This window comes from Thalassotalea loyana (assembly GCF_030161435.1).
Classification (GTDB): Bacteria; Pseudomonadota; Gammaproteobacteria; order Enterobacterales; family Alteromonadaceae; genus Thalassotalea_G; species Thalassotalea_G loyana.
On the sequence record NZ_BSSV01000006.1, the window covers coordinates 294,420 to 317,267 of the forward strand.

At 39.7% G+C, this 22,848-nt stretch carries 24 protein-coding genes; 14 read left to right on the forward strand and 10 right to left on the reverse strand.

Annotated features, from left to right (window positions below):
• Positions 1 to 18 precede the first annotated feature (18 nt).
• The 4 genes from QQK05_RS14240 to QQK05_RS14255 all read right to left on the reverse strand — a co-directional run bounded on the left by QQK05_RS14240 (position 19) and on the right by QQK05_RS14255 (position 3,921).
• Positions 19 to 582 carry a hypothetical protein gene (locus tag QQK05_RS14240; protein ID WP_284299744.1) on the reverse strand — a complete coding sequence of 188 codons (564 nt, stop codon included), beginning with the start codon at positions 580 to 582 and terminating at the stop codon, positions 19 to 21.
• Entirely contained in the window at positions 569 to 1,789 is a 1,221-nt protein-coding gene (locus QQK05_RS14245) for an RDD family protein (RefSeq protein WP_284299745.1), read from the reverse strand. The genes QQK05_RS14240 and QQK05_RS14245 overlap by 14 nt, the downstream gene beginning before the upstream one ends.
• A gap of 110 nt (positions 1,790 to 1,899) precedes the next feature.
• Positions 1,900 to 3,072, reverse strand: coding sequence for a vWA domain-containing protein (locus QQK05_RS14250; RefSeq protein ID WP_284299747.1), 1,173 nt, complete (start codon positions 3,070 to 3,072; stop codon positions 1,900 to 1,902).
• Between the two features lie 3 nt (positions 3,073 to 3,075).
• Positions 3,076 to 3,921 (reverse strand): AAA family ATPase, encoded by an 846-nt coding sequence (locus tag QQK05_RS14255; protein WP_284299749.1) that lies wholly within the window; start codon positions 3,919 to 3,921, stop codon positions 3,076 to 3,078.
• Between the two features lie 152 nt (positions 3,922 to 4,073).
• On the opposite strand from QQK05_RS14255, the gene cysK reads away from it, so the two are divergent.
• Both cysK and QQK05_RS14265 read left to right on the forward strand, forming a co-directional pair.
• Entirely contained in the window at positions 4,074 to 5,039 is a 966-nt protein-coding gene (gene cysK / locus QQK05_RS14260; protein WP_284299751.1) for a cysteine synthase A, read from the forward strand.
• A 142-nt stretch (positions 5,040 to 5,181) separates the two neighbouring features.
• A complete protein-coding gene (locus QQK05_RS14265) occupies positions 5,182 to 5,613 on the forward strand; it encodes a hypothetical protein (RefSeq protein WP_284299753.1) in 432 nt (143 codons plus the stop codon).
• Between the two features lie 72 nt (positions 5,614 to 5,685).
• On the opposite strand, the gene QQK05_RS14270 is transcribed toward QQK05_RS14265, so the two are convergent.
• The 4 genes from QQK05_RS14270 to QQK05_RS14285 all read right to left on the reverse strand — a co-directional run bounded on the left by QQK05_RS14270 (position 5,686) and on the right by QQK05_RS14285 (position 8,952).
• A complete protein-coding gene (locus QQK05_RS14270) occupies positions 5,686 to 5,970 on the reverse strand; it encodes a transcriptional regulator (RefSeq protein WP_284299755.1) in 285 nt (94 codons plus the stop codon).
• The gene (locus QQK05_RS14275; protein ID WP_284299757.1) at positions 5,957 to 6,442 is read right to left on the reverse strand and encodes a hypothetical protein; all 486 of its coding nucleotides are present in this window, start codon (positions 6,440 to 6,442) and stop codon (positions 5,957 to 5,959) included. The genes QQK05_RS14270 and QQK05_RS14275 overlap by 14 nt, the downstream gene beginning before the upstream one ends.
• A gap of 89 nt (positions 6,443 to 6,531) precedes the next feature.
• The gene (gene ggt / locus QQK05_RS14280) at positions 6,532 to 8,301 is read right to left on the reverse strand and encodes a gamma-glutamyltransferase (RefSeq protein WP_284299759.1); all 1,770 of its coding nucleotides are present in this window, start codon (positions 8,299 to 8,301) and stop codon (positions 6,532 to 6,534) included.
• 6 nt (positions 8,302 to 8,307) lie between these two features.
• Entirely contained in the window at positions 8,308 to 8,952 is a 645-nt protein-coding gene (locus QQK05_RS14285) for a tRNA-uridine aminocarboxypropyltransferase (protein WP_284299760.1), read from the reverse strand.
• A gap of 159 nt (positions 8,953 to 9,111) precedes the next feature.
• On the opposite strand from QQK05_RS14285, the gene rrtA reads away from it, so the two are divergent.
• Positions 9,112 to 9,717 (forward strand): rhombosortase, encoded by a 606-nt coding sequence (gene rrtA / locus QQK05_RS14290; RefSeq protein WP_284299762.1) that lies wholly within the window; start codon positions 9,112 to 9,114, stop codon positions 9,715 to 9,717.
• A 20-nt stretch (positions 9,718 to 9,737) separates the two neighbouring features.
• Here rrtA and QQK05_RS14295 read toward each other — a convergent pair whose 3' ends face one another.
• Positions 9,738 to 12,215: a S9 family peptidase gene (locus QQK05_RS14295; RefSeq protein WP_284299764.1), complete on the reverse strand. Its 2,478-nt coding sequence runs from the start codon at positions 12,213 to 12,215 to the stop codon at positions 9,738 to 9,740.
• 267 nt (positions 12,216 to 12,482) lie between these two features.
• Here QQK05_RS14295 and QQK05_RS14300 point away from each other — a divergent pair, with 267 nt between their 5' ends.
• Positions 12,483 to 14,729, forward strand: a complete 2,247-nt coding sequence (locus tag QQK05_RS14300) for a YgiQ family radical SAM protein (RefSeq protein ID WP_284299766.1) — start codon at positions 12,483 to 12,485, stop codon at positions 14,727 to 14,729.
• A gap of 23 nt (positions 14,730 to 14,752) precedes the next feature.
• Here the strand turns inward: QQK05_RS14300 and QQK05_RS14305 are convergent, their stop codons facing one another.
• Positions 14,753 to 14,953, reverse strand: coding sequence for a hypothetical protein (locus QQK05_RS14305; RefSeq protein ID WP_284299768.1), 201 nt, complete (start codon positions 14,951 to 14,953; stop codon positions 14,753 to 14,755).
• Positions 14,954 to 15,143: 190 nt separating this feature from the next.
• Between QQK05_RS14305 and QQK05_RS14310 the strand changes: the two genes are divergently transcribed.
• From QQK05_RS14310 to QQK05_RS14355, 10 genes are all read left to right on the forward strand, one after another.
• Positions 15,144 to 16,739, forward strand: a complete 1,596-nt coding sequence (locus tag QQK05_RS14310; protein WP_284299770.1) for an ABC-F family ATPase — start codon at positions 15,144 to 15,146, stop codon at positions 16,737 to 16,739.
• A gap of 213 nt (positions 16,740 to 16,952) precedes the next feature.
• Entirely contained in the window at positions 16,953 to 17,288 is a 336-nt protein-coding gene (locus tag QQK05_RS14315; protein WP_284299772.1) for a 5-carboxymethyl-2-hydroxymuconate Delta-isomerase, read from the forward strand.
• An 11-nt stretch (positions 17,289 to 17,299) separates the two neighbouring features.
• Positions 17,300 to 17,518, forward strand: a complete 219-nt coding sequence (locus QQK05_RS14320) for a DUF7661 family protein (RefSeq protein ID WP_284299773.1) — start codon at positions 17,300 to 17,302, stop codon at positions 17,516 to 17,518.
• 8 nt (positions 17,519 to 17,526) lie between these two features.
• Complete coding sequence (locus QQK05_RS14325) at positions 17,527 to 18,120, forward strand: class I SAM-dependent methyltransferase (RefSeq protein ID WP_284299775.1); 594 nt, start codon at positions 17,527 to 17,529, stop codon at positions 18,118 to 18,120.
• A gap of 55 nt (positions 18,121 to 18,175) precedes the next feature.
• Positions 18,176 to 18,664 carry a DUF1993 family protein gene (locus QQK05_RS14330; RefSeq protein ID WP_284299777.1) on the forward strand — a complete coding sequence of 163 codons (489 nt, stop codon included), beginning with the start codon at positions 18,176 to 18,178 and terminating at the stop codon, positions 18,662 to 18,664.
• 87 nt (positions 18,665 to 18,751) lie between these two features.
• Positions 18,752 to 19,129: a hypothetical protein gene (locus QQK05_RS14335; RefSeq protein WP_284299779.1), complete on the forward strand. Its 378-nt coding sequence runs from the start codon at positions 18,752 to 18,754 to the stop codon at positions 19,127 to 19,129.
• 19 nt (positions 19,130 to 19,148) lie between these two features.
• The gene (locus QQK05_RS14340) at positions 19,149 to 19,571 is read left to right on the forward strand and encodes a GNAT family N-acetyltransferase (protein ID WP_284299781.1); all 423 of its coding nucleotides are present in this window, start codon (positions 19,149 to 19,151) and stop codon (positions 19,569 to 19,571) included.
• 102 nt (positions 19,572 to 19,673) lie between these two features.
• Complete coding sequence (locus QQK05_RS14345) at positions 19,674 to 20,813, forward strand: DUF547 domain-containing protein (RefSeq protein ID WP_284299783.1); 1,140 nt, start codon at positions 19,674 to 19,676, stop codon at positions 20,811 to 20,813.
• Positions 20,814 to 20,920: 107 nt separating this feature from the next.
• A complete protein-coding gene (locus QQK05_RS14350) occupies positions 20,921 to 21,238 on the forward strand; it encodes a hypothetical protein (protein WP_284299785.1) in 318 nt (105 codons plus the stop codon).
• 369 nt (positions 21,239 to 21,607) lie between these two features.
• The gene (locus tag QQK05_RS14355) at positions 21,608 to 22,270 is read left to right on the forward strand and encodes a hypothetical protein (protein WP_284299786.1); all 663 of its coding nucleotides are present in this window, start codon (positions 21,608 to 21,610) and stop codon (positions 22,268 to 22,270) included.
• The last annotated feature ends 578 nt before the right edge of the window (positions 22,271 to 22,848 follow it).

The following is a 22,848-nucleotide window of genomic DNA, read 5'->3' on the forward strand; positions in this document are numbered from 1 at the left end:
TTTTTGATTCAGCATTGATTATTTAAATACAACTTCTTTGTTTGAACGAACGTACGTTCTCGTTTCTGGGGGAGTCCACTCCCCCTTTTTTAAATAGGATGTTGACACGGTAATTTTATCACCAAGTAACTGACTAGTAGACTTTACCTTTGTAATGCCGTTTTCGTTACCCGTAACGTCCTCATATGCAACGAACGTATGGTCATCTATTAGCTCAATACTGCCGTGCGTGTAAAAGTTAGCCGTTGTAAAGTAGTAAAACACTAGTGCTTTTTTATCATTGTCAAAAAATATGAGTGATTCACCACCATAGTCACCATTATTGATTGAGTGTAATGTTCGCAACGCTTTACCATTAAGTGCCCTCTCCCATTTTGACACGTCTATCACGGGTGGTTTACCTTCTGGAACAGGGAAACTAGATTCCCAGCTTCCTAAATAACCAGCGAACATTGCCAATTCCTTTGCAAATGGTTTTTCTTGCTGTTTATCATTTTCCTTGGCAAAGGCTGAAGATAAACTCAATAAAATAGACAGGGTGACTACACTGACTTTTAGTGTAATTTGCTTAATGATTTTCATTTTTTTGCTCTTGTTTTTTATCAATAGGTTCTGGTTGCGAGGCGACTTTACTCGCAGGCTCATCTCTAACATGGTCTATAACTACTGTAGCAGATATTTTGTCGTGGATAGCTTGTCGATTAGAATCCCAAAATACTTGCAGAAAGCCCAACATACCCGTTGCAATACCAGCGCCATAACCACCATAGCGGCCAAAACTATCCCATAAAGATAATGGTGTACCATCTAACTGTATAACTCGAATCCCAAGTAGCTTCTTACCCGGTGTTTGGCCACGCCATGCAGATGTGAATACGGTAAAATAAAATGCCGCCCAACCAAAACCTAATCCTAAATCTTGAATGAGTGCTTCAGCATATTTGACGATTGAGTATACCGGCTTACCTTCATTGTTGACTTGGGGCTCAGCTACAGAAACATTTGGCGCTTGTTCACTAGCAGGCTCCGTCTCTAATAATTGACTTTGAGTCAGTGTTTCATCAGGCAATAAATGTTCTTTATGATAGTTAATTAAATATTGTGTAAGCTGCTCTTTGTTTTCTTCTTTTAAGATTGTATGTTGAGTTAACTCACCATACAAACTTTCTAACACACTTGGTTTAAACGGAATACCTGCCAACAAATCGAGCTTAGGTGGTATTTCTTCTTGCCAACATGACAATGTCATGCAATCACTGTTTTTAATTGTCGCTGCTACGCTGGCGGTGGTTGCCGTAAAGACAATGGCTTGCTCTGCTGAGAGTTCTTTGTCAGCTGCAAGCAATGGTTCAGTGTTGACGGCTGGCTCATCTACATTATTGTTATACGGGTCAATAATCGCAGGCAAAATCGACATTAATGCAATAAACAAACAAATCGCCGATAGCCAGCGCGCAAGTCGCCTTCGCTTTCTACCCGTCGTTTTATTTTCAGGGTTCATTTTCTCAAAAAATTGTGTTTTTGATACGCGATAAAATGTAATTGAGAGGAAAATGGCGAGTAACTCACCTGGGGCATCACTAAGCAAGGCAACAATAAACAGGTCAACGAGCAACGCAATGAGTCTGCGAGAGGGAGTTGCTAGCGACAACCCAAATAAAGATTGGTCAATCTTAAAAGCAAACGGAGTTAATACCTTCATCGTGTCATTCTTAGACAATATAGCCTCATGTGACACTTGTTCGTCTTTGAGTGGATGATCTTTTTTATTGTTATCGATATCGTCCATATAAATCCTTTTGATATTTTTGTTAAACTGCAGGTTTTCAGACGGCGCTGCTCCAGTATTTCTACCTTAGCTTTTGGAGATGCTTACCGCCTTTTTACGTAAAGGGTTAACTACAACAGTTTTTTAATTCCTTGCGTTAAACCCGCAACCGTTAACCCGAACATACGCTGCTCAAAAATCTCGTTAATAATACCTATCGAATGATAATAGCGCCAAGCCTCTTCTGGTTGAGGGTTAAGCCAAATAGCTTTATCAAAGTGCTCTAATACTCGTCTTAACCAAACTTCACCAGATTCTTGGTTCCAATGTTCAACACTACCGCCTGGATAGGTTATTTCATAGGGCCCCATTGTTGCATCACCAACAAAAATCACCTTATAGTCAGACGAGTACTTATGTAGCACGTCATACAAATCAATCGTTTCTGTGCGTCGTCGTTGGTTGTTTTGCCAAACCTTTTCGTAGACACAATTATGGAAATAAAAGAATTCAAGGTGTTTAAATTCCGTATGAACGGCACTAAAAAGCTGCTCACAAATCTTAATATGGTCATCCATCGAACCACCAATATCAAAGAACATTAACAGTTTTACCGCATTGTGGCGCTCAGGCTTCATTTTTAAGTCAAGATACCCTGCGTTCTTTGCAGTCGCTGAAATCGTATCATCCATATCAAGCTCTTCACTTGCTCCTGTTCGAGCAAACTGCCTGAGTTTTCTTAGCGCAACTTTTAGATTACGCGTCCCTATTTCAACTTCATGATCAAGGTTTTTAAACTCCCGCTTGTCCCAGACTTTCGCTGCTCGTCGATGTCGCGACTCTTTTTGACCTATACGAACACCTTCAGGGTTATAACCATAAGCGCCAAACGGTGATGTACCACCAGTACCTATCCACTTGTTACCTCCTTGATGGCGCTTCTCTTGTTCTTTGAGTCTCTCTTGTAACGTTTCCATGAGTTTTTCAAAGCCACCTAGTGCTTCAATCTGCTCTTTTTCTTCATCCGTTAAGAGCTTTTCCATTTGTTTTTCTAGCCATGATTGCGGGATTTCAGACAGATCTAATTCTAACGATTCGACGCCTTCAAAATAATCAGCAAACGCACGATCAAACCGGTCATAAAATCGCTCATCTTTGACTAAAATGGCACGGCTTAAGGAGTAAAACCCATTTAAATCAGCAAATACTAGGTGTTGCTCTAGGGCACGCAATAAATCAAGCAACTCACGCAAAGTACACGGAACTTTGTATTCGCGAAGTTTAAAGAAAAAACTAATCAGCATTGTTTAGCGACCAGCACGCTGTAAAAACGCAAGTTTTTCAAACAAATGGACGTCCTGCTCATTTTTCAATAGCGCACCATGTAATGGTGGAATCACCTTGCTTTGTCGTTTTTCTTTTATTAATTCCGGGTCGATATCTTCAGCAAGCAATAATTTTAACCAATCAATTAATTCCGATGTAGAAGGCTTTTTCTTTAATCCCGGAATTTCACGTAAGTCGAAAAACATCGCAAGTGCTTCATCGAGTAAATCCTTCTTGATCGTTGGAAAGTGAACGTCAACAATCGCCTGCATTTGTTCTGCATCAGGAAACTTAATGTAGTGGAAGAAGCAGCGGCGCAAAAATGCATCAGGTAATTCTTTTTCATTGTTAGAGGTAATGATGACTATCGGGCGCTGAGTCGCTACCACTTTTTCTTGAGTTTCATAAACAAAAAACTCCATCTTATCGAGCTCTTGTAATAAATCATTAGGAAACTCTATATCGGCTTTATCTATCTCATCAATCAGCAAAACTGGACGTTTATCTTGCGTGAACGCATGCCAAAGTTTGCCTTTAACAATATAGTTTGCAATGTCATGCACTTTATCATCACCAAGTTGGCTATCTCGTAAACGAGACACGGCATCATATTCGTATAAACCTTGCTGGGCTTTCGTCGTTGATTTGATATGCCATTGAATCAGTTCAGTGCCTAAGCTTTCAGCCAACTCTTCAGCTAACATTGTTTTACCTGTGCCCGGCTCGCCTTTAATTAGCAATGGGCGTTCTAAATGAATTGCTGCGTTTACTGCAAGTTGAAGATCGTCTGATGCAATGTAATTGCTTGTGCCCTTAAATGCTGTCATGAGTATTGATACACCTTAATTTATTGGATTTGTGATACATTTCGTTTCCCTTATAACTTTTTTATCTATATGTTATAACGAAATATCACTTCTTTTTATTTATATAGAAGCTAATCTTAACGAGTTAAGAAAAATATTCCATAGGATTTGAAATGGCGAGCATATACCAAGACAATTCGACATCTATCGGCAAAACGCCGTTAGTTAAATTAAACCGTGTAACAGGTGGCAACGTTTACGCAAAAATTGAAGCACGCAACCCAAGCTTCTCAGTGAAGTGCCGCATCGGCGCTAACATGATTTGGGACGCAGAAAAACGCGGCGTATTAACCGAAGGTAAAGAAATCATTGAACCTACCAGTGGTAATACAGGTATTGCATTAGCTTTCGTAGCTGCGGCACGCGGTTATGCGATCACGCTTACAATGCCAAATACCATGAGCCTTGAACGTCGTAAGCTTTTGGCCGCTTTAGGTGCGAAATTAGAGCTTACTGAAGGTGCTAAAGGTATGAAAGGCGCGATTGAAAAGGCAAAAGAGATTGCGGACTCTGATGAGAAATACGTATTACTTGGCCAATTCGATAACCCAGCGAACCCAGAAATTCATGAGCAAACAACTGGTCCTGAAATTTGGGAAGATACTGAAGGTAACATTGATATTTTCGTAGCGGGCGTAGGTACTGGTGGTACAATTACTGGTGTTAGTCGTTACATCAAAAACACCCAAGGTAAAGCGATTGAATCAATTGCTGTTGAACCAACAGACTCACCTGTCATTAGCCAAACATTAGCTGGTGAAGAAGTAAAACCAGGTCCTCATAAGATCCAAGGCATTGGTGCTGGCTTTATTCCAGGTAACCTTGACTTAGATGTTATCGATGGTGTTGAGCAAGTATCAAACGAAGACGCGATGGAAATGGCGCACTTATTAATGCGTGAAGAAGGCATTTTAGCTGGTATTTCTTCTGGTGCTGCTGTTGTTGCAGCAAAACGTCTTGCAGAGAAGCCAGGCAATGAAGATAAAAACATTGTTGTAATATTACCAAGCTCTGCTGAGCGTTACTTATCAAGCCCACTTTTCTCTGATTCATTCAGTGAAAAAGAACTTGTTCAATAAGTTACACTAGCTTTGTAACTTTCGTTGAAAAAAGCACCATCTGGTGCTTTTTTTATAACTTATCCCCCGTAAAAACCTTTTTATTTATAAAAAATTAGTTATCATGAATTTAAATGGATGTAATTTAAAACAGATAAACCTCATGAAGACCTTTGCAAAAATAACGTTACTTTTATTTTCTATTTTTTTACTTGGCTGTGAAAGCGAACAAGATATTACGGAAATAAAGAACCCTGAAATTGTTGCAGTTGAATTTTTTAATGCGCTTTATAACGAACGCAACGTTAAGAAAGCAGCAAGTGTGTGCAGTCCTAAACTAGCACGCATTATTTTACACTATCATTCGCCAGAAGCCGTGGCTCGTCACCTTTTTAATATGCAATATGATGAAGTTAAAGTGACGCCAGATGACAGTGGTGTAAAAGTTCGTGAGCAATTTAATGAGAAAGCGAACGTTACACTGTATTTTGACGGTAAATATAACGATGAAAAACACCGTGACGTTAAACGAGTTGCAATGTTGCAAGTGAACGGAAAATGGGTAATTGATAAAATTCTAAAAGATCCATTCTAATCATATGATGAATTAAAAAAGCCCTTAGCCAAGCAGTTGACTAAGGGCTTTTTTTCATCTCAGTTACTAGAATCAAACTACGTCGATAATAGCCTTCAACGCACTTACGTGAGCATTAAAACTCACCAGTCCATTTGATGTAATTGCCACCCAAGTTTTTGGGCGACCATTGTGAGTCCGCTTCTTTAACGAAATATACCCAGCACTTTCTAAAGCTTTCAAATGCTTAGATAATACCGAATCACTTACCTCAAGCCGCTCCTTGATTAGCTTAAAGTCAAGCTCAGCGCTTGTCGCCAGTAACGCACATATTTGCAGTCTGTTTGGCGCATGAATAACGGGATCAAGTGTTGCCATCAGTATGCTCTTTCACTTCGATTTCACCTGTTGGGTATTTGTGTTGCAACCAGAAAAATGTCACTGCTGCTAAAAAAGAACAAACGTGTGGAGACCACTCGATACCATATTCCGTTCTTAAGTATCGGCCGCCAAACGCTAAAATTACAAAAACAAATGCCGCTATCACATTGAGCTTTTCAGACTGGCTCGATTTAGGTAAAAAGCCGATACGTATGCCCTGCAATCTGTATGTATATATGTATAGCGCCGTCGTTAATCCAAACATAATAGCACCGATCCACATGGCTAACGCCCACATGTTCTCATGCTCGGTCATTCCATAGCCAAAGAATATTGCCGCGAAGCTAATACTCATTACAAGCCTAATCCAGACCGAGGGTGTAGAATCGCTCAACAACGCCTGTTGTGTGTTATCAAGCAGATTTAGGGCTTCTTTAGCTTCGGAAGCTGATGTTTTATTGTCATTCATAACTATTCCCTTACTTTCCATAACGGAAAGTAAGTATAAGCCATAACTTTCCATATTGGCAAGTTATAATTTTCCACATTGGAAAGTCGTTATTTTGCGAACACTTTACCTTCTCGACGAGGGTCTGCTCCACCAACAAGTTTGTTATTTTCGACAGCGATAGCTTGGATACCTGAATTCAAACTTCTGACCATCACTTTATGGCCCATTTTTTCGAGGGCTGACTTTAATCCTTCAACTTCAGTTCCCTGCTCCAATGTTGTGAGCTTGTTACGATTAGTCACACGAGGCAGGTTAATCGCTTCTTGTGGTGTTAACTGCCAATCAAGAATACCGATCATAGACTGAGCAACATAATTGATAATACGACTACCACCAGGTGAACCAATAGCAAGCTTAAGACTACCGTCATTGTTAAACACCATCATAGGAGCCATTGAACTACGTGGACGTTTGTTACCTTCAACACGATTGGCCACCCATTTACCGTCTCTCTTAGGTGATAGCGCGAAGTCTGTCAGTTGATTGTTTAAAATAAAACCATTAACCATCAATGCTGAACCAAAAGCCATTTCAATTGAGCTAGTCATCGAAATAGCATTGCCGTCAGCATCTACAACGACAATATGGCTGGTAGAAGGAAGTTCAAAGCTGTCATTATTAGCAAATGCAAACGCCCCTTTCGGTTCACCAGCTTGCGCTTTCCCCATATCCTTTTCTCTACTTATCAATTGCGCGCGATCATTAATATATTTAGGATCCAATAAACCATCAATTGGCATAGTTACGAAAGCAGGATCTGCAACATATTTATCACGATCTGCAAAAGCTAAGCGAGAGCTTTGGGTAAATAGGTGGACTGCCTCCAATGAATTTGGCTCAAGCTTTTCCATCTCAAAGCTTTGAAGGAGCGCTAACATTTGCACAACAGCAATACCACCGGAGCTTGGTGGCGCCATACCACAGACTTTAAATTGACGATAAGGTCCACAAACAGCAGGCTGTTCAATCGGTTTATACCGCTGCATATCTTTTAATGTTAAACGCCCTGGCTCAATTGCTGCATTTTGCACTTTATTGACAATATCGCGAGCTATCCAACCATGATAGAAGGCGTCAGTGCCATCTTTAGCCAGCGACTTGAACACCTTTGCCAATGGTTTGTTAACAAGTATGTCACCCGCTTTAATTACTTCGCCATTTGGAAAAAAATAATTTGATATTTCAGGTAATTGTGTAATTCCAGGGTTAAATTTCATCTCAACTAATTTAGCAAGACGTGGAGAGACAACAAAGCCGTTGTCTGCTAAAGAAATTGCATCATCAAATAGCGCATTCCAAGGTAACTTTCCATGTTGTTCATGTGCCTGCTTTAGCGCTGCTAAAACGCCAGGGACACCTACCGAACGGCCACCTACTACAGCCTCTATCCAACGGACTGGTTTACCGTCTTTACCAATAAATAAATCAGGTGTCGCTGACTGTGGAGCTGTTTCTCGGCCATCAAATGTTGTCAACGCTCTCTGCTTGCCGTCAAAATGCAAAATAAACGCACCACCACCTATACCTGAGGACTGTGGTTCAACTAACGTTAATACCATTTGCACAGCGATTGCCGCATCGATAGCACTGCCTCCTCGAGCTAAGATGTTTTTCCCAGCTTCACTGGCATATGGATTTGCCGCAGCAACCATATATTCAGAGCCAATAACGCCTTGCTTTTGTTCATAGCCCGTTGCTGCTTCAGGTTCTCTTACTTCCCTTACTAGAGGATCTTTTGCCCACGTATTGACGGACAATAACGAGATAAGAAGTATTGAAGACTTTACGCTTAACTTTTTGTTAATTTTTACTGACATAACTGACTATTCACTTGTTCCATTTGAATGATGTTGTTTTGGGGTAAACGATAACTGAAACTGATTAAATTTAATAAAGTTTTCAATCATTGGTTGATACTTTGCCTGATTTTGCTCCAACATTGCAAGTGCATGAACACATGCTTCAAAGCTTGATAGCGCCTGCTTTTTCTTTGTTTTTCTAATCTGATAAAAACACTCAATATCATCGGGCAGTGCTAAGCTTGGTAATTGTTGAAGATTATGTGATAACTGGAACATACGATACGCCTTTTTCCATGTCCCATCGATAATAATTAATCCCACCGCATCACGCCATGGCATTGGTATATCACTACCTTCAACTAATTGCAGAGTATGAGCATGCTCGTTGGGATACAACAAAAAGCAAGGTGAATTTTTAGCAATAAACGCTGCAACACTCTCGTTGGCAGAAAAATCTTCCCCAATCTCGACTTCAATATTACTCATAGAACTCGCTAACAAACCAACCGTGCCTTTGGTTTGTTTAACTTCGGTTGGGTGTTGTAATACTAAAACGTTAATATTGTTATCTACATCACAGGTAAATTGACAAATACAGGCTCTTTTGGGCCGGTGACAAGATTTACAGTAGGCTCTTTTAGCCTGTTCAGGAATTTTTTCTTTCATAATAGGAGTTGGATTATGTTATCTCTCTATTGTATGCCCTAACAAAATGACTGTTAAGCAAAACCTATCGATAACAAGAAAGAGGTCTGTTGAACATTTGCGTTTGTTGACCAGATTGATATTCTACGCCATATGCTCAAATAAAAATAACAATAGACTATGAATTCATTGGCGTCGTTACCGCTAAAGCCATCACAATGGTGCATACCATTAGTAATTACCATAGCAGCACTTTGCTGTTATTTTTTCGAAGAAAACTTATTTCAAACAGTTGGTTATTATCACTCAAAAATAACAAATGGTGAGGTTTGGCGACTGCTTTCAGGTCACTTTTTTCATTCTAATAAAAATCACCTCATTATGAACCTGTTAGGGTTATGGTGCTTGTGGTTGCTCCATGGCGACTATTATCGCTATATGAATATGATATTGGTGTACCTAGTTACTGCTATATCTACCGCGCTTGGGATGTATTTTGTTAACCCTGACATCGAGATATACGTCGGTCTATCAGGCGTTTTGCATGGTGTACTTATTTGGGGTGCCCTAAAAGACATTCAACACAAATACAACATGGGCTATTTATTACTATTTGCGACGATAGGAAAAATAGGCTTTGAACAGCATTTTGGTGCCAGCGGTGATGTGGTTGAGCTCATCGAAATGAATGTCGCAATTAATGCTCACTTGTTTGGTGCTATTGGTGGAGGCATCGCTTTCTTTATCGAGTTTTTCTATACAAAACTAAATAAAAAAGCCACCTAATTAGGTGGCTTTAGCATCAGTTATAATGTGTTTTCAAATAACTTATAGATTCGACGATATTCATCTAACCAAGAGCTAGGTTGCACAAAGCCATGTGGCTCTACAGGATAAATAGCTGTCTCAAAGTCTTGTTTCTCTAACTCAATTAACCGCTGAACTAGACGAACACTGTCTTGAAAGAATACGTTGTCATCCACCATAGGTGCATTGATCAGTAACGGTTTATTTAAACCTTCAGCAAAATAAATCGGCGAGCTTCGCTCGTAAGCAATTTTATCATCTTCAGGCGTATTCAAAATATTAGACGTGTAGCCATGGTTGTAATATGCCCAATCTGATACTAAGCGTAATGCTGAACCTGATTGGAAGGTTTCTGGCTCGTTAAATAACGCCATTAACGTCAAGAAGCCACCGTATGAACCACCATAAGTACCAATGCGATTTCGATCGACATTAGCGTTTTCAACTAACCATTCAACACCGTCTAGCATGTCTTGTACTTCAGGCTTACCCATATGGCGGTAAATTGCTGTACGCCAATCTCTTCCGTAACCTTTTGAGGCACGAAAATCCATATCGATAACTACATAGCCTTGCTGTGCCAGCATAGAGTGAAACATGTATTCTCTGAAATAACCTGACCAACCTAAGTGTGAGTTTTGTAAGTAACCTGCGCCATGGTTAAACATAACCGCACGATGCTTTTCAGTCGTTTGGCTGTGGTTTTTCGGCAAATATACGCGAGAATATACAGGCTCGTCTTGATGTGACGATGGCACAGCAACAATTGATGGCGCAGTAAACGGCATCGACTTAAACTCATCTGAAACGGTATACGTTATTTGCTCTGGTTCTGCTTTGTTTGCAATATCGATGACAAAAAGCTCTGGTGGCATTGTAACGGTTGAATGTTCGATAAGTAATTTGCTCTCATCTGGACTCAACGAATAATCGTTCATACCGCCCATATCAGTTAACGCTTGAATGTCACCGCCAGCCGTTGATACTTTGTATATTTCGTAAATACCAGGATGCTTCACATTTGCTTTGAAGTAAATTTCGTTCTCATCACGGCTTAACGTTAAATCACTCACCTCAAAGCGACCTGACGTAATTTGTTTAGCCTTACCTTTGAGCGACTTTGTATATAAATGAGAATAACCAGATTCTTCAGATAAGAAATATAGGGTATTCGTGTTATCAAGCCAGCCAAATTCATTAAAGGTGTAATTTATCCATGCTTCATCATGCAAGCGATGCTGGTGAGTTAATTTGTTCTGCAATAAATCAACGGTTGCTATCCAACGATCTTTGTTATCCCAAGCTTCAAGCATCACAGCAACTTGATTACCATCGTCTTGCCACTTAATCGGATCCCATGTGCGCATTACGTGAATGTTGCGAGGTTCATTTTTTGACTCGTAGGTTTTACCTTCACGTTTATAATTTTCTTCACGAACGCTTGCTAATACGTCTTCATCATAGCCAGGTAATTGATCGTAACTTAATGGAAATTTCAGCCCCGACTTCAAATCAAGTAAGAAGAGCTTCTCTTTATATTTTCGATTATCGGCAACACGATGACGAACTTTTTCAGCGTCGATATTCCCGTCACTTGAAATATAATTAGGCATAATATCGGTTTTAGAGCGCGTTGAACCCGCCTTAGCAATACTTACGATCATTTTATCACCCTTCGGGGATAAGCTTGCGTAGACAACACGGTTACCATTGCCAAAATAGAACTCAGTCGTTGTGATTGTCCCATTTTGAGCTTTTAGTTTATCAGCTTGCTCTGCTCGTAAATTGTTGTTGCGCTTTTGCAACGCCAGATAGTCAATCAACTCACGATTTTCTTGAGCAATATAACTCAAGCTTTCTTCACCGCTTGGCGCTTTAGACATGACTAAGCTAGCTAATTCAATGATTCGGTTTTGCTCGATATTGTGTTGGAAAAATTTATCACCCACTCGATATGCAACATCACCATTTGCCAAGAACATCGCATTACGTTCTGTCGCCGATGTGTAGGTAAGTTGCTGAACTTTTTGAGTAGCAACATCTTTTACAAAAACGTTACCGCTAAATGTATATACTTCGTGTGTGCCAGCTTTATTTAATTGCGCAAATCGATCAGACGCAATGTGCATTTGCGCCATTTTTACCGCTTGTGCCCCGGCTTGGCTCGACAACGACTGCTGATACAAGTCTCTTAACGGGTTACCTTCACGTTTTTGCTTAAATAACACAGTGTTTGAATCATCACCCCAATACCAAGACTCAGGCGAGCGCCCCATCCAATCAGGATCCGACATGATCTTTTCTAGCGTAATGACTTTTTCACCATTCGCTAAATAAGCAGACGTTTGGCTTGGTGATACGGTGTCAACAACGGCAATTGTTACCGGTTTGCTTTGCTCTGGAATATTGGGCGCAGAGGTTGATGCACAAGCAGTGAGCGACACAGTTATCGCAAGTGATAGTAATTGTTGCTTCATAATTGGTACTTTTTATAAATCGAAAAATTGCATTTATTCATGTTTTAACGCTTTATCTTATGTACTCAATTCGAGAGTGCAAGCCAAATAGCGATATTTTACGACCAAAAGCGCTCAAATCGCGGTCAAAACGTTTCATTAACAAACGGTTTTTCTTCATCAATAAAAGGCTCTGCTTTAGCTTCATAATTTTGTTATAATTCCGCCCCTTTAAACATTGGCTACACTAAACATAGTGCGCACCACATTGGCGATTAAGGCAAGTTAATGATCCCATTACCAAAAACAACACTATTTGAATATCCAAAATATTGGGCAGAATGTTATGGCACAGCGCCATTTCTGCCGATGTCTCGAGCTGAGATGGATGAATTAGGTTGGGACAGCTGTGACATCATTTTGGTCACGGGTGATGCGTATGTAGATCACCCAAGTTTTGGTATGGCCGTTATTGGCCGAATGCTTGAATCTCAAGGGTTTCGAGTAGGTATTATTGCGCAACCAGATTGGCAGTCAAAAGATGCCTTTATGGAGCTTGGTAAACCTAATTTATATTTTGGCGTAACGGCCGGTAACATGGACTCAATGATTAACCGTTATACGGCAGAGCGCAGAATTAGACACGATGATGCATATACACCGAACAACGAAGGAGGTAAACGCCCTGACCGTGCAGTATTAGTATATTCTCAACGTTGTAAAGAAGCATATAAAGATGTGCCTGTAGTGATTGGTGGAATTGAAGCAAGTTTGCGCCGTATAGCGCACTTTGATTATTGGTCGGAAAAGGTACGTCGTTCAATCTTGTTTGATGCGAAAGCCGATATCTTGATTTATGGTAACGCCGAACGCCCACTGGTAGAAGTAAGTCATCGAATTGCTCGTGGTGAAGACGTTAAAGAAATTACCGATGTTCGAGGAACAGCTTTTTTAGCTAAGCAACCATTGGCAGGTTGGCATGGCATCGATTCTCGCAACATAGATAAACCAGGCAAAATTGATCCCATCATTAGTCCTTATCAAGAAATCACACCAACAACCTGTGATGAAAATAAAGAAGATGATATCGCTAAAGACGTCAGCAAAACGGCACAGCCAATTCAAATAGCCGACTATCGCAATAAATCTTGGCAAGACAAAAAGAAGCCATGGCTGACCACCTATATTAATTTACCGACGTACGAGCAAGTTAAAGACAATAAGGTTTTGTATGCTCATGCCTCAAGTATTTTCCATCAAGAAGTAAACCCAGGTTCAGCCAAGCCTTTGGTGCAGAAACACGGTGATAGAATTATCTGGCTAAACCCACCTGCTTATCCTTTGAGTGAAGCAGAAATGGATGGCGTGTTTGGTCTACCCTATCAACGTGTACCACACCCAGTATATGGCGACGCGAAAATTCCAGCCTACGACATGATAAAAACCTCGATTAATATTATGCGAGGCTGCTTTGGTGGTTGTACTTTTTGTTCAATAACAGAGCATGAAGGACGCATTATTCAGAGCCGTTCTGAAGAAAGTATCCTGCAAGAAATTGAAGATATTAAAGAAAAAGTTCCTGGCTTTACGGGTGTAATATCTGATCTTGGAGGCCCAACGGCCAACATGTATCAGTTGAACTGTAAGAGTCCTAAAGCACAGGCTACTTGTCGCAAGCCATCTTGTGTTTGGCCGACAATATGTGGCCACTTAGATACTGACCACACGCCGACAATCAACCTATATCGTAAAGCACGTAACGTTAAAGGTATTAAAAAAGTGCTCATCGCATCGGGTGTTCGTTACGATTTAGCTGTTGAAGATCCGGAGTACGTTAAAGAGCTCGCCACCCATCATGTTGGCGGTTATTTAAAAATTGCACCCGAACATACCGAAGAAGGTCCATTAAATAAAATGATGAAACCAGGTATGGGGAGTTATCACGCATTTAAAGAATTATTCGATAAATACTCACGCCAAGCGGGTAAAAAACAGTTTTTAATTCCTTATTTCATATCTGCACATCCAGGGACAACGGATATGGATATGATTAATCTCGCGCTGTGGCTAAAGGAAAATGATTTTAAACTTGATCAAGTACAAAACTTCTATCCGTCACCACTTGCTAACGCGACAACCTTATATCACACAGAGATTAACTCGCTGAAAAATGTAAAACGCAATTCAGATACAGTTCCTGTACCTAAAGGTGGACGACAACGTCGATTACATAAAGCGATTTTGCGATACCATGATCCAGCGAACTGGCCAATTATCCGAGAAGCACTAACAAAAATGGGCTTAGCGAGAAAATTGATTGGCTCGAAGCCAGGATGCTTAGTACCCGCAGAAAGTAAGAATGAAGGGAATTACCAGCATTATAAAAAAGGTGGTAAGGGCAAAAACAATGCGCAAGGCTTCAAAAAAGGTGAAGGCGTTAAACGCAGTAATGATAGCCGTAGCAACAACCGTGGCAAAAAGGGCCTAACCCGCTTTAGTGACAATCAATTTACCAAACCGAAAAAGCGCAAGTAAATCACAGTTGCAAACCAGCGACTTCAATGAAGCTGGTTTGCACTTAAAAATGTTTCTTTTTCAACACCCTTTGAGTTAATTATCTTAGCGGCAATGATATCGCCTTGTTTGTTTAAGACATGCAGTTGAGCATGGTTTTTTCCAACAGTCATGTTTCGCTCTGCTGCCGCAAGCCTTGGGTTAGAAACTATCTGTTCAAACTGCGTTTTGCTAATTTTATACATAAACTAAACGCCCCTTTTACAAAATCACGAAGTTATTTAATACCCGGTTAAAGATATACACCTCCTCTGTAACTAACTGTTATTTGGCTAAAGAAATTTGTAATGCGTCATATTACATATATTTAAAGTGACGTTAGCTATGCAACTGGTTATAATCGCGCCCAATTTTATTGTTCATATTGGATCATTCATGCTCGCAGCAAATAACATTACTCAGCAGTTTGGCGCAAAGCCACTTTTCGAGAACATCAGCCAAAAATTTGGTGGCGGTAACCGTTATGGTTTAATCGGTGCCAACGGTTGTGGTAAGTCAACATTCATGAAAATTTTAGGTGGTGACTTAGAACAAACCTCAGGTAATGTGAGCTTAGATCCTAACGAACGTATTGGTAAACTGCGCCAAGACCAGTTCGCTTTTGAAGAGTACTCTGTAGTTGATACCGTAATCATGGGCCATACAGAGTTATGGGCGGTTAAAGAGGAGCGTGACCGCATATATGCATTGCCTGAAATGAGTGAAGAAGAAGGTATGCGTGTAGGTGACTTGGAATCACAATACGCTGAAATGGATGGTTATAGCGCCGAAAGTCGTGCTGGCGAACTCCTTATGGGTGTTGGCATTCCAGTAGAGCAACATTACGGCAAAATGAGTGAAGTTGCACCTGGTTGGAAATTACGTGTGCTTCTTGCTCAAGCACTATTCTCAAACCCAGACATTCTCTTATTAGATGAACCTACCAACAACTTGGATATTCATACCATTAAGTGGCTAGAAGATACATTAAATGAACGTGATTCAACGATGATTATCATTTCCCATGACCGTCACTTCTTAAACAGTGTCTGTACTCATATGGCGGATTTAGACTACGGTGAATTACGTGTATATCCAGGTAACTACGATGAATATATGCTCGCGGCGACACAAGCACGTGCTCGTTTACTAGCAGATAACGCGAAAAAGAAAGCGCAAATAGCTGAATTACAATCGTTCGTTGCTCGCTTTAGTGCAAACGCGTCAAAAGCCAAACAAGCAACGTCACGCGCTAAGCAAATTGACAAAATTCAGCTGGATGAAGTAAAGGCATCAAGTCGTGTAAACCCATTCATTCGCTTTGAACAAGAGAAGAAACTTTTCAGAAACGTACTTGAAATTGAAAACGTTAATCAGGCGTATGAGGCTGACACACCTATTTTACAAAACATTAATTTAATGGCCGAAGTCGGTGAACGAATTGCTGTTATTGGTGAGAACGGGATTGGTAAAACGACATTTTTAAAAGCGTTAATGAATGAAATTGCTATCGATAGCGGTGAAATTAAGTGGTCTGAAAATCACAATATTGGTTATTATGCTCAAGATCACGCTCACGAATTTGAACAAGACATGACGCTATTCGATTGGATGAGCCAATGGCGTAAAGAAGGTGATGATGAGCAAGTCGTGCGTGGTTTCTTAGGTCGACTTCTTTTCTCAGCCGACGATATTAAAAAGTCTGTAAAAGTTCTATCAGGTGGTGAGCAAGGTCGCATGCTTTTTGGTAAGCTAATGATGCAAAAACCAAATATCTTAGTCATGGACGAGCCAACTAACCACTTAGATATGGAATCAATTGAGTCACTTAACTTAGCACTAGAGAAGTTTGAAGGCTCTTTAGTGTTTGTCTCACACGACCGTGAGTTTGTATCAAGCTTAGCTACAAGAATTATCGAATTGAAACCGGATGGCTATGTTGATTTCGCAGGTACTTATGATGAGTATCTAGCTTCGCAAGACAAAAATTAATCATAATAACTAACGAATAGATAAAGCCCGAGTAATCAATATGCTCGGGCTTTTTTATAGCCAAAACTTGGTAAAGTAGAATTTTAAAAATACAGGATTTACACCCTACCCGTCCTCATAGTATAAATGCTATACGTCACATTAATTCCAACAAAACACGCCCGTTGAATTAATTCACAACCAAATCGATTACAAACGTTAAAAGGACTAACAATGCCACACTGTATTATCGAGCACTCAGACAATTTTATGAGTGAAGCGCTTATTCGGAAAATTCACCAAGCTTGCATTAAGTCTTCCCTTTTCAATGAACAAGGTAGTGATATCAAAGTAAGAGCTCAACCATTCTCACATTTTAAAAGCGGAGCAACGGACCTAAACTTCATTCACGTCGAGCTAAAAATATTACCCGGTAGAACACAACAGCAAAAGCAAACGTTATCTCAACTAGCGCTTGAGGGCCTCTTATCATTAGAGATAACGGAGTGTTCTATTTCCGTCGAAGTTACCGAAATAGATATAACAAGTTATGCAAAAAAAATCGTTTAAAGGACACCGTAATGATTGTTAAGTTCGACGTTTTTGGCACTTATATGTCTGTTATTAGAAGAGAAAATGAGTGGCACTTGTTTGTCGAGTCTGACACAAGTATTCGGCGACGTGTGTACGATATCATGATACCGAGTGACCTTGCAGAGCATGAGCTCAAAACGTTTTTGGATGATATGTATCACGAGTGTGCAACAGAGCAACATCAACAGGTTAGAAAACTTTCATAGAGTATTGTATGGAACCAAAATCGACAGGACAAAAATACGATAAGATTGCATCATGGTGGCACCAGCGTCATCACAATTCCGAATATGGTGTAGCGCAATTTAAACGCGCATTAAGTTATTGTCACAACCCCTTGGCTGCTCTCGATGTAGGCTGCGGTGCGGGTGGTCGTTTCATTAACATTCTTGAAAGCCAAAATATTGCGGTTACGGGAATCGATGTGTCCTCAGAAATGATATCACTTGCGAAGAAAAATCACCCTTCTCAAGTATTTATTGAAGACGATATTTGCTCATGGGACTCAGCGGAAAAATTTGATCTAATTTACGCATGGGACAGTCTCTTCCACCTTCCAATTAATGAACATATTAATGTAATTACAAAACTTGCCAACCAATTAAACCAGAAAGGAATTTTACTTTATACCTTTGGAGATGGTGATGGAGAACACCTTGATACTTGGTTAGATGACACCTTTTATTACAGCTCAATTGGTGTTGCTAATAATCTCGCTTTATTGACAGAGCTGGACTGCAAAATTCTCCACATGGAATTTGACCAATTTCCGCAACCACATGTTTATGTCATCGCTCAAAAATTATGAAGCAGTAAAATATCAGTTTTACGCGTGCACAGATAATGTGAAATAAGGCTTACTAATGGATATAGAATCTACCAGGCAACGATTTATCGACCACTTATCACAACTTCTTGTGATTATTGAGAAGATTCCACCAAATGTGTTTGAAGCATCACTAGCACCTAACATGTTTAATTTAGCAATGAATGCCAAAATAGCGACAAACTTTACCCTTAGGGGGCTTTGTCCATTAATCAACGAAGACATTGTTGATTTTATGGAGGATTCAAATGACAAACAGGCTGTGACAAATCAAATAATACACACTAAGTCATTTATAGCGTCTCTCACAATGCCTGAATGTATTATGCAAAATAAAATCATAGAAAAAGCTGGGCACCGCGAAGTTGTGTTCACTCCCGACACATTTTTAGAGGCTTATATCATTCCCAACTACTTTTTCCATGTATCAATGGTATATGCGATAGCTCGAGCGAATAATGTCCAATTATCTAAGGGTGATTTTGACGGTTACCATCAATATCCTGTTGGGTTTAGTTTTGTGTGAGCGATAACGCCATTTCAACGTCTTTAACTATCTATATGCTAAAATTAATCAGAAATGACGTTGAACAAATCGCATCAAGGAGCACAGGTGAAGCCTCACGGAAACTACAAAATCGAGCTAAGAGATCAAATAGTCCATGTGTATCCAACGGGAGGTTTTAACGATATAGGCATACAATTGCTACGCAAAAGCATTCTTGAATTGGCTCCTTCAACAGCCCCTTGGGCACTCTTTGAGCACCCCAAAAATATGGCAGGTCTTACGCCTGATGCCGTAAACGCGATAAGAGAATCATACAAGATCTTTCAGGAAAACAACTGTGTGGCAATCGCACTCGAAATATCAGCAACTTGGCGTGATATATTTGAACGAGACATTGTTAGCCATATTCAAATACCGACATTTTTAGGAAAGGATGAGCTCGAACTGTGCTCGCATTTAGTTGAATCAATCGAACATAATTAAACCAAATATAGAGAATCACATGGAAGTAAAACAATTAGCGCTCAACGAAGAAAACCCTCAAGTCATCGCAGTGTTAAACCAGCTTAGACCCGATTACTCCCCGCTTGAGCTGCAACAACAAATAACGAAACAACAGCAGCATGGTTATCACATAATATATGTTCAACAAGGCTCACAAACTCTTGGTGTTGCGGGGTTTGTTATCAATGAAAAACTAGCATGGGGAAAAAATATCTACGTAGATGACTTGATAACAGACAGTCATTCAAGATCATGCGGTGTAGGCACGAAACTTATTGACTGGCTTAAAGATTACGCAAGAGCGCAAAACTGCAAAGAAATCCATTTAGATTCTGGCGTACAACGTTTTCTCGCTCACAAATTCTATCTACGTGAATCGTTTGTGATCTCAAGTCATCACTTTACGTATAGATTATCGTAATAAAATCATAAACTGTTACATAATAACAATGTTAATTAATTGTTAACAAAACTTAATTACACTATTATGATGACAATCTAAACGATCATTAAAGGACCTGATATGATTTCCAATAACTTGTTTAAAGCGACTGTTTTAGCAACAAGTCTCATGGTTGCAAATTGTGCGCTTGCGAGCGAACAATCAACATCATCGTTAGTAAAATTCACTGAATACACCCAAGACTCAACTAAAAAGATGGACTTTGTTGTTGTTGACCAACTACTCCACGCGGGTGTGTTGAACATGGGTTTTTCAACTAGAGCCTACGCAAAAAAATCGAAACAAACCCTCGGCACTCGATTTAAACAAAAAGTAGATGGCGCAACAGAAAACGAAGGCAATCGTTTTTTTTACGAACGCTTAAAAAAAGACAAGCATAAAATCTTAAAGCTACGTCAAGAGTTGGAGGCGATGCCGTCTAACACACCATTAAACGAATATTCAAAAAATGCACAATTGGCGTATTGGTTGAATTTATATAACGTCACAATGATCAACGAGATCATGGAAGTGTATCCATTGAATAACTTGAAAGACTTATTCGAAGAAGGCAGTTCTATACTGGACAAGAAAGTACTTAATGTCGATAACACATTGATTAGCCTAAACGATATACACTATAAGATCTTACCTGGCTTATCTCCAGATAGCTCATTGTTCATATATGGCTTGTATCAAGGTATCAAGGGTAGCCCAAATATTCGTAGAAAAGCATACACAGCTAAAACTGTCGAAAAAGATCTGCTTGATAATGCACTTGAATTTGTGAATTCAAATCGTGGTACGCAATTTAATGGTGGAGCTAATACTGTCCGAGTTTCTAGCTTCTATGAGAGAAATGCGCAATTTTTCCCTGATTTTGACAACGATCTAAAAGCACATTTGCAAAAGTACGCAAAAAATAACATCGTAGACAAAATTAAAACAGCAAATCGTTTCAAAACAAATATAGACAATTGGCGAATAACAGATCTCTACGGTAGCATTCGCCGCAGAGACTATGGTACATACGTCAATAACGGTGATGGCACTCGATTTGCGGAAGGGTACAAGCTATCAGAAGAGCAAGTGGCACAACTAACCTATATTATGCGAGTGAGGGCTGCAAACTTTGGTGGTGGCTCTGTAACCGTAACAGACTTAGAGCCGACAGATGAAACTGATGGTCAAAGTGAAGAAAAATCAGGTGATAAAGAGTAATTCACGCTAAATTAATATAAGGCTAGGACATACCTAGCCTTTTTTATTCCCAGTTTAAAACTATTTGCTCAAAGCTAACGACTTAAAAAGAAAAAAGGAGATAATTTATGTCTAAAATGGAAATGCTATCGTTAATTGGTAAGTTCAATGCGGCAACATTGATTGTATTATCAACTAGTACATACGCTACTAACTGCGCACTTACTGTAAATGACGAAGAGGCAGTAAAATGCCTTCAAAGAAAAATAGATAAACTAGAAAAGAAACTCAAACTGGCGAACAAGAGTAATTACCAAGTACCACGAGGTGCTATCATTCAATTTGACGCAAAGCACTGTCCGAATAACTGGCAGAGAGTTGAAACAAAGAATGATATTGTTAAGTTAAACTCCACAACATACATCACCTGTAAGAAACTCAAATGACGAGGACAACGATTATAGTTGGTCCAATTTTACTATTGGTAACCATAATCTATGGGTTTTATTGGGATGCTGCACGAAAAGAAATCTACTATCTTTGCGGTAATTTTACAAAAGGCGTTTCAATTAACAATGTTATCCGTCAACTCGATACCGCCAATTTATCGAGCTATAAATTGCTCTCAGACAAACAAACCATTTCCTTTTCTAGCAAGGTTAATATCGGTTATTACCAATGCTTGATTTATTTAGATAAGGCTCAGAGAGTAAACAGCGCGTCTTTTGTCGAAGGTTTCTAAATTTATTTGTGAATTTAAAATTACATTCTAGACTTAGCGATAAATAAATACATATATCTGACTAGGGACGGTCATGAAATATCAAAAAGAAATCGCACTCGTTGTTGTTTATTTATGTCACTTTTACTTTTCAAACTCTTTTGCAAAGTATTACTCGAACCTACCACTGTCCACAAACATCAAGATTGATAACCAAACACGACATCAGTTTGATGTGTTTATTCCAATGAACCAAACATACTTTATTAAACTAAGAGTAAATAGAAAGAACCAACCCTATTGGTACCTGAACAAACTACTAGGGAATATTGAGAGATATAATCAACAGGGTATGCCTTTGAATATTAAATGGATACTCTCTGACAAAGAAACCACAATAAAAACTAATGAACATAAATCGATAGATACCTGCAAATGGACAAGTACTTATGCAGATAAATGTTTAGGGCAAATCAATGTACCACCTGGGCATTATCAATTTTCAATGGTAACCGATAATCAAGACAACATATTCGCAACGTTAGATACAGAAATCATCATAGGATACGATTTAACAACTGCTCATGCATGGCAAACAGAGTATATTCTTTGGAGTAGTCTGTTTAATTATTTCATTGCCCCCATCATAGCGCTTGCATTTATTGCATTCCAGCTAACGAAATACATATCCTTAAAACTCTTTACTTGGCATTACAGAAATAAAGAGCGAAAGATCGCGTTTAAAATCGCTGGCTAGTAAATTGTGATATTCCTTGTTAGATGACATGGCACAAAGTCGCAGGAAAGACCCTTACTCGAATTTCTAGCAGTCATTAAACGAAAAAAGCCTGTTCATTGAGCGGGCTTTCAGAATGGGGGTCTAGCAATAAGCCACATGGATGTGGTGAATGCCGAAAACGCATGGACGCAGTTTTCGGTGACCTACTTTATTCCGTACACCCTGTACTACACCCTTCGGGCCGCTTCACGTTCTAAATAGTTTCAGACAATATAGTGACATGGGACCTCCCATAGACCATAGACCATAGACACACGTTGCGTTTGACGTGTATGGATGCACTAATGCCTTGAAGCCATGGATAGCTAGGAAGGGCCACTTCTGCTTTTCTGAGGTATGAGCGTATTCCCTACATGGATGTAGGTGATTAGGGTAACGCAGGAGCAGGTGCTACCACAGTACTATATTGTCTTTGCGTTATTCAAAAGCCGAAAACGAAAAAAGCCTGCTCAATGAGCAGGCTTTTAGAATGGGTGTCTAGCAATGACCTACTCTCACATGGGACCTCCCACACTACCATCGGCGCAGTTGCGTTT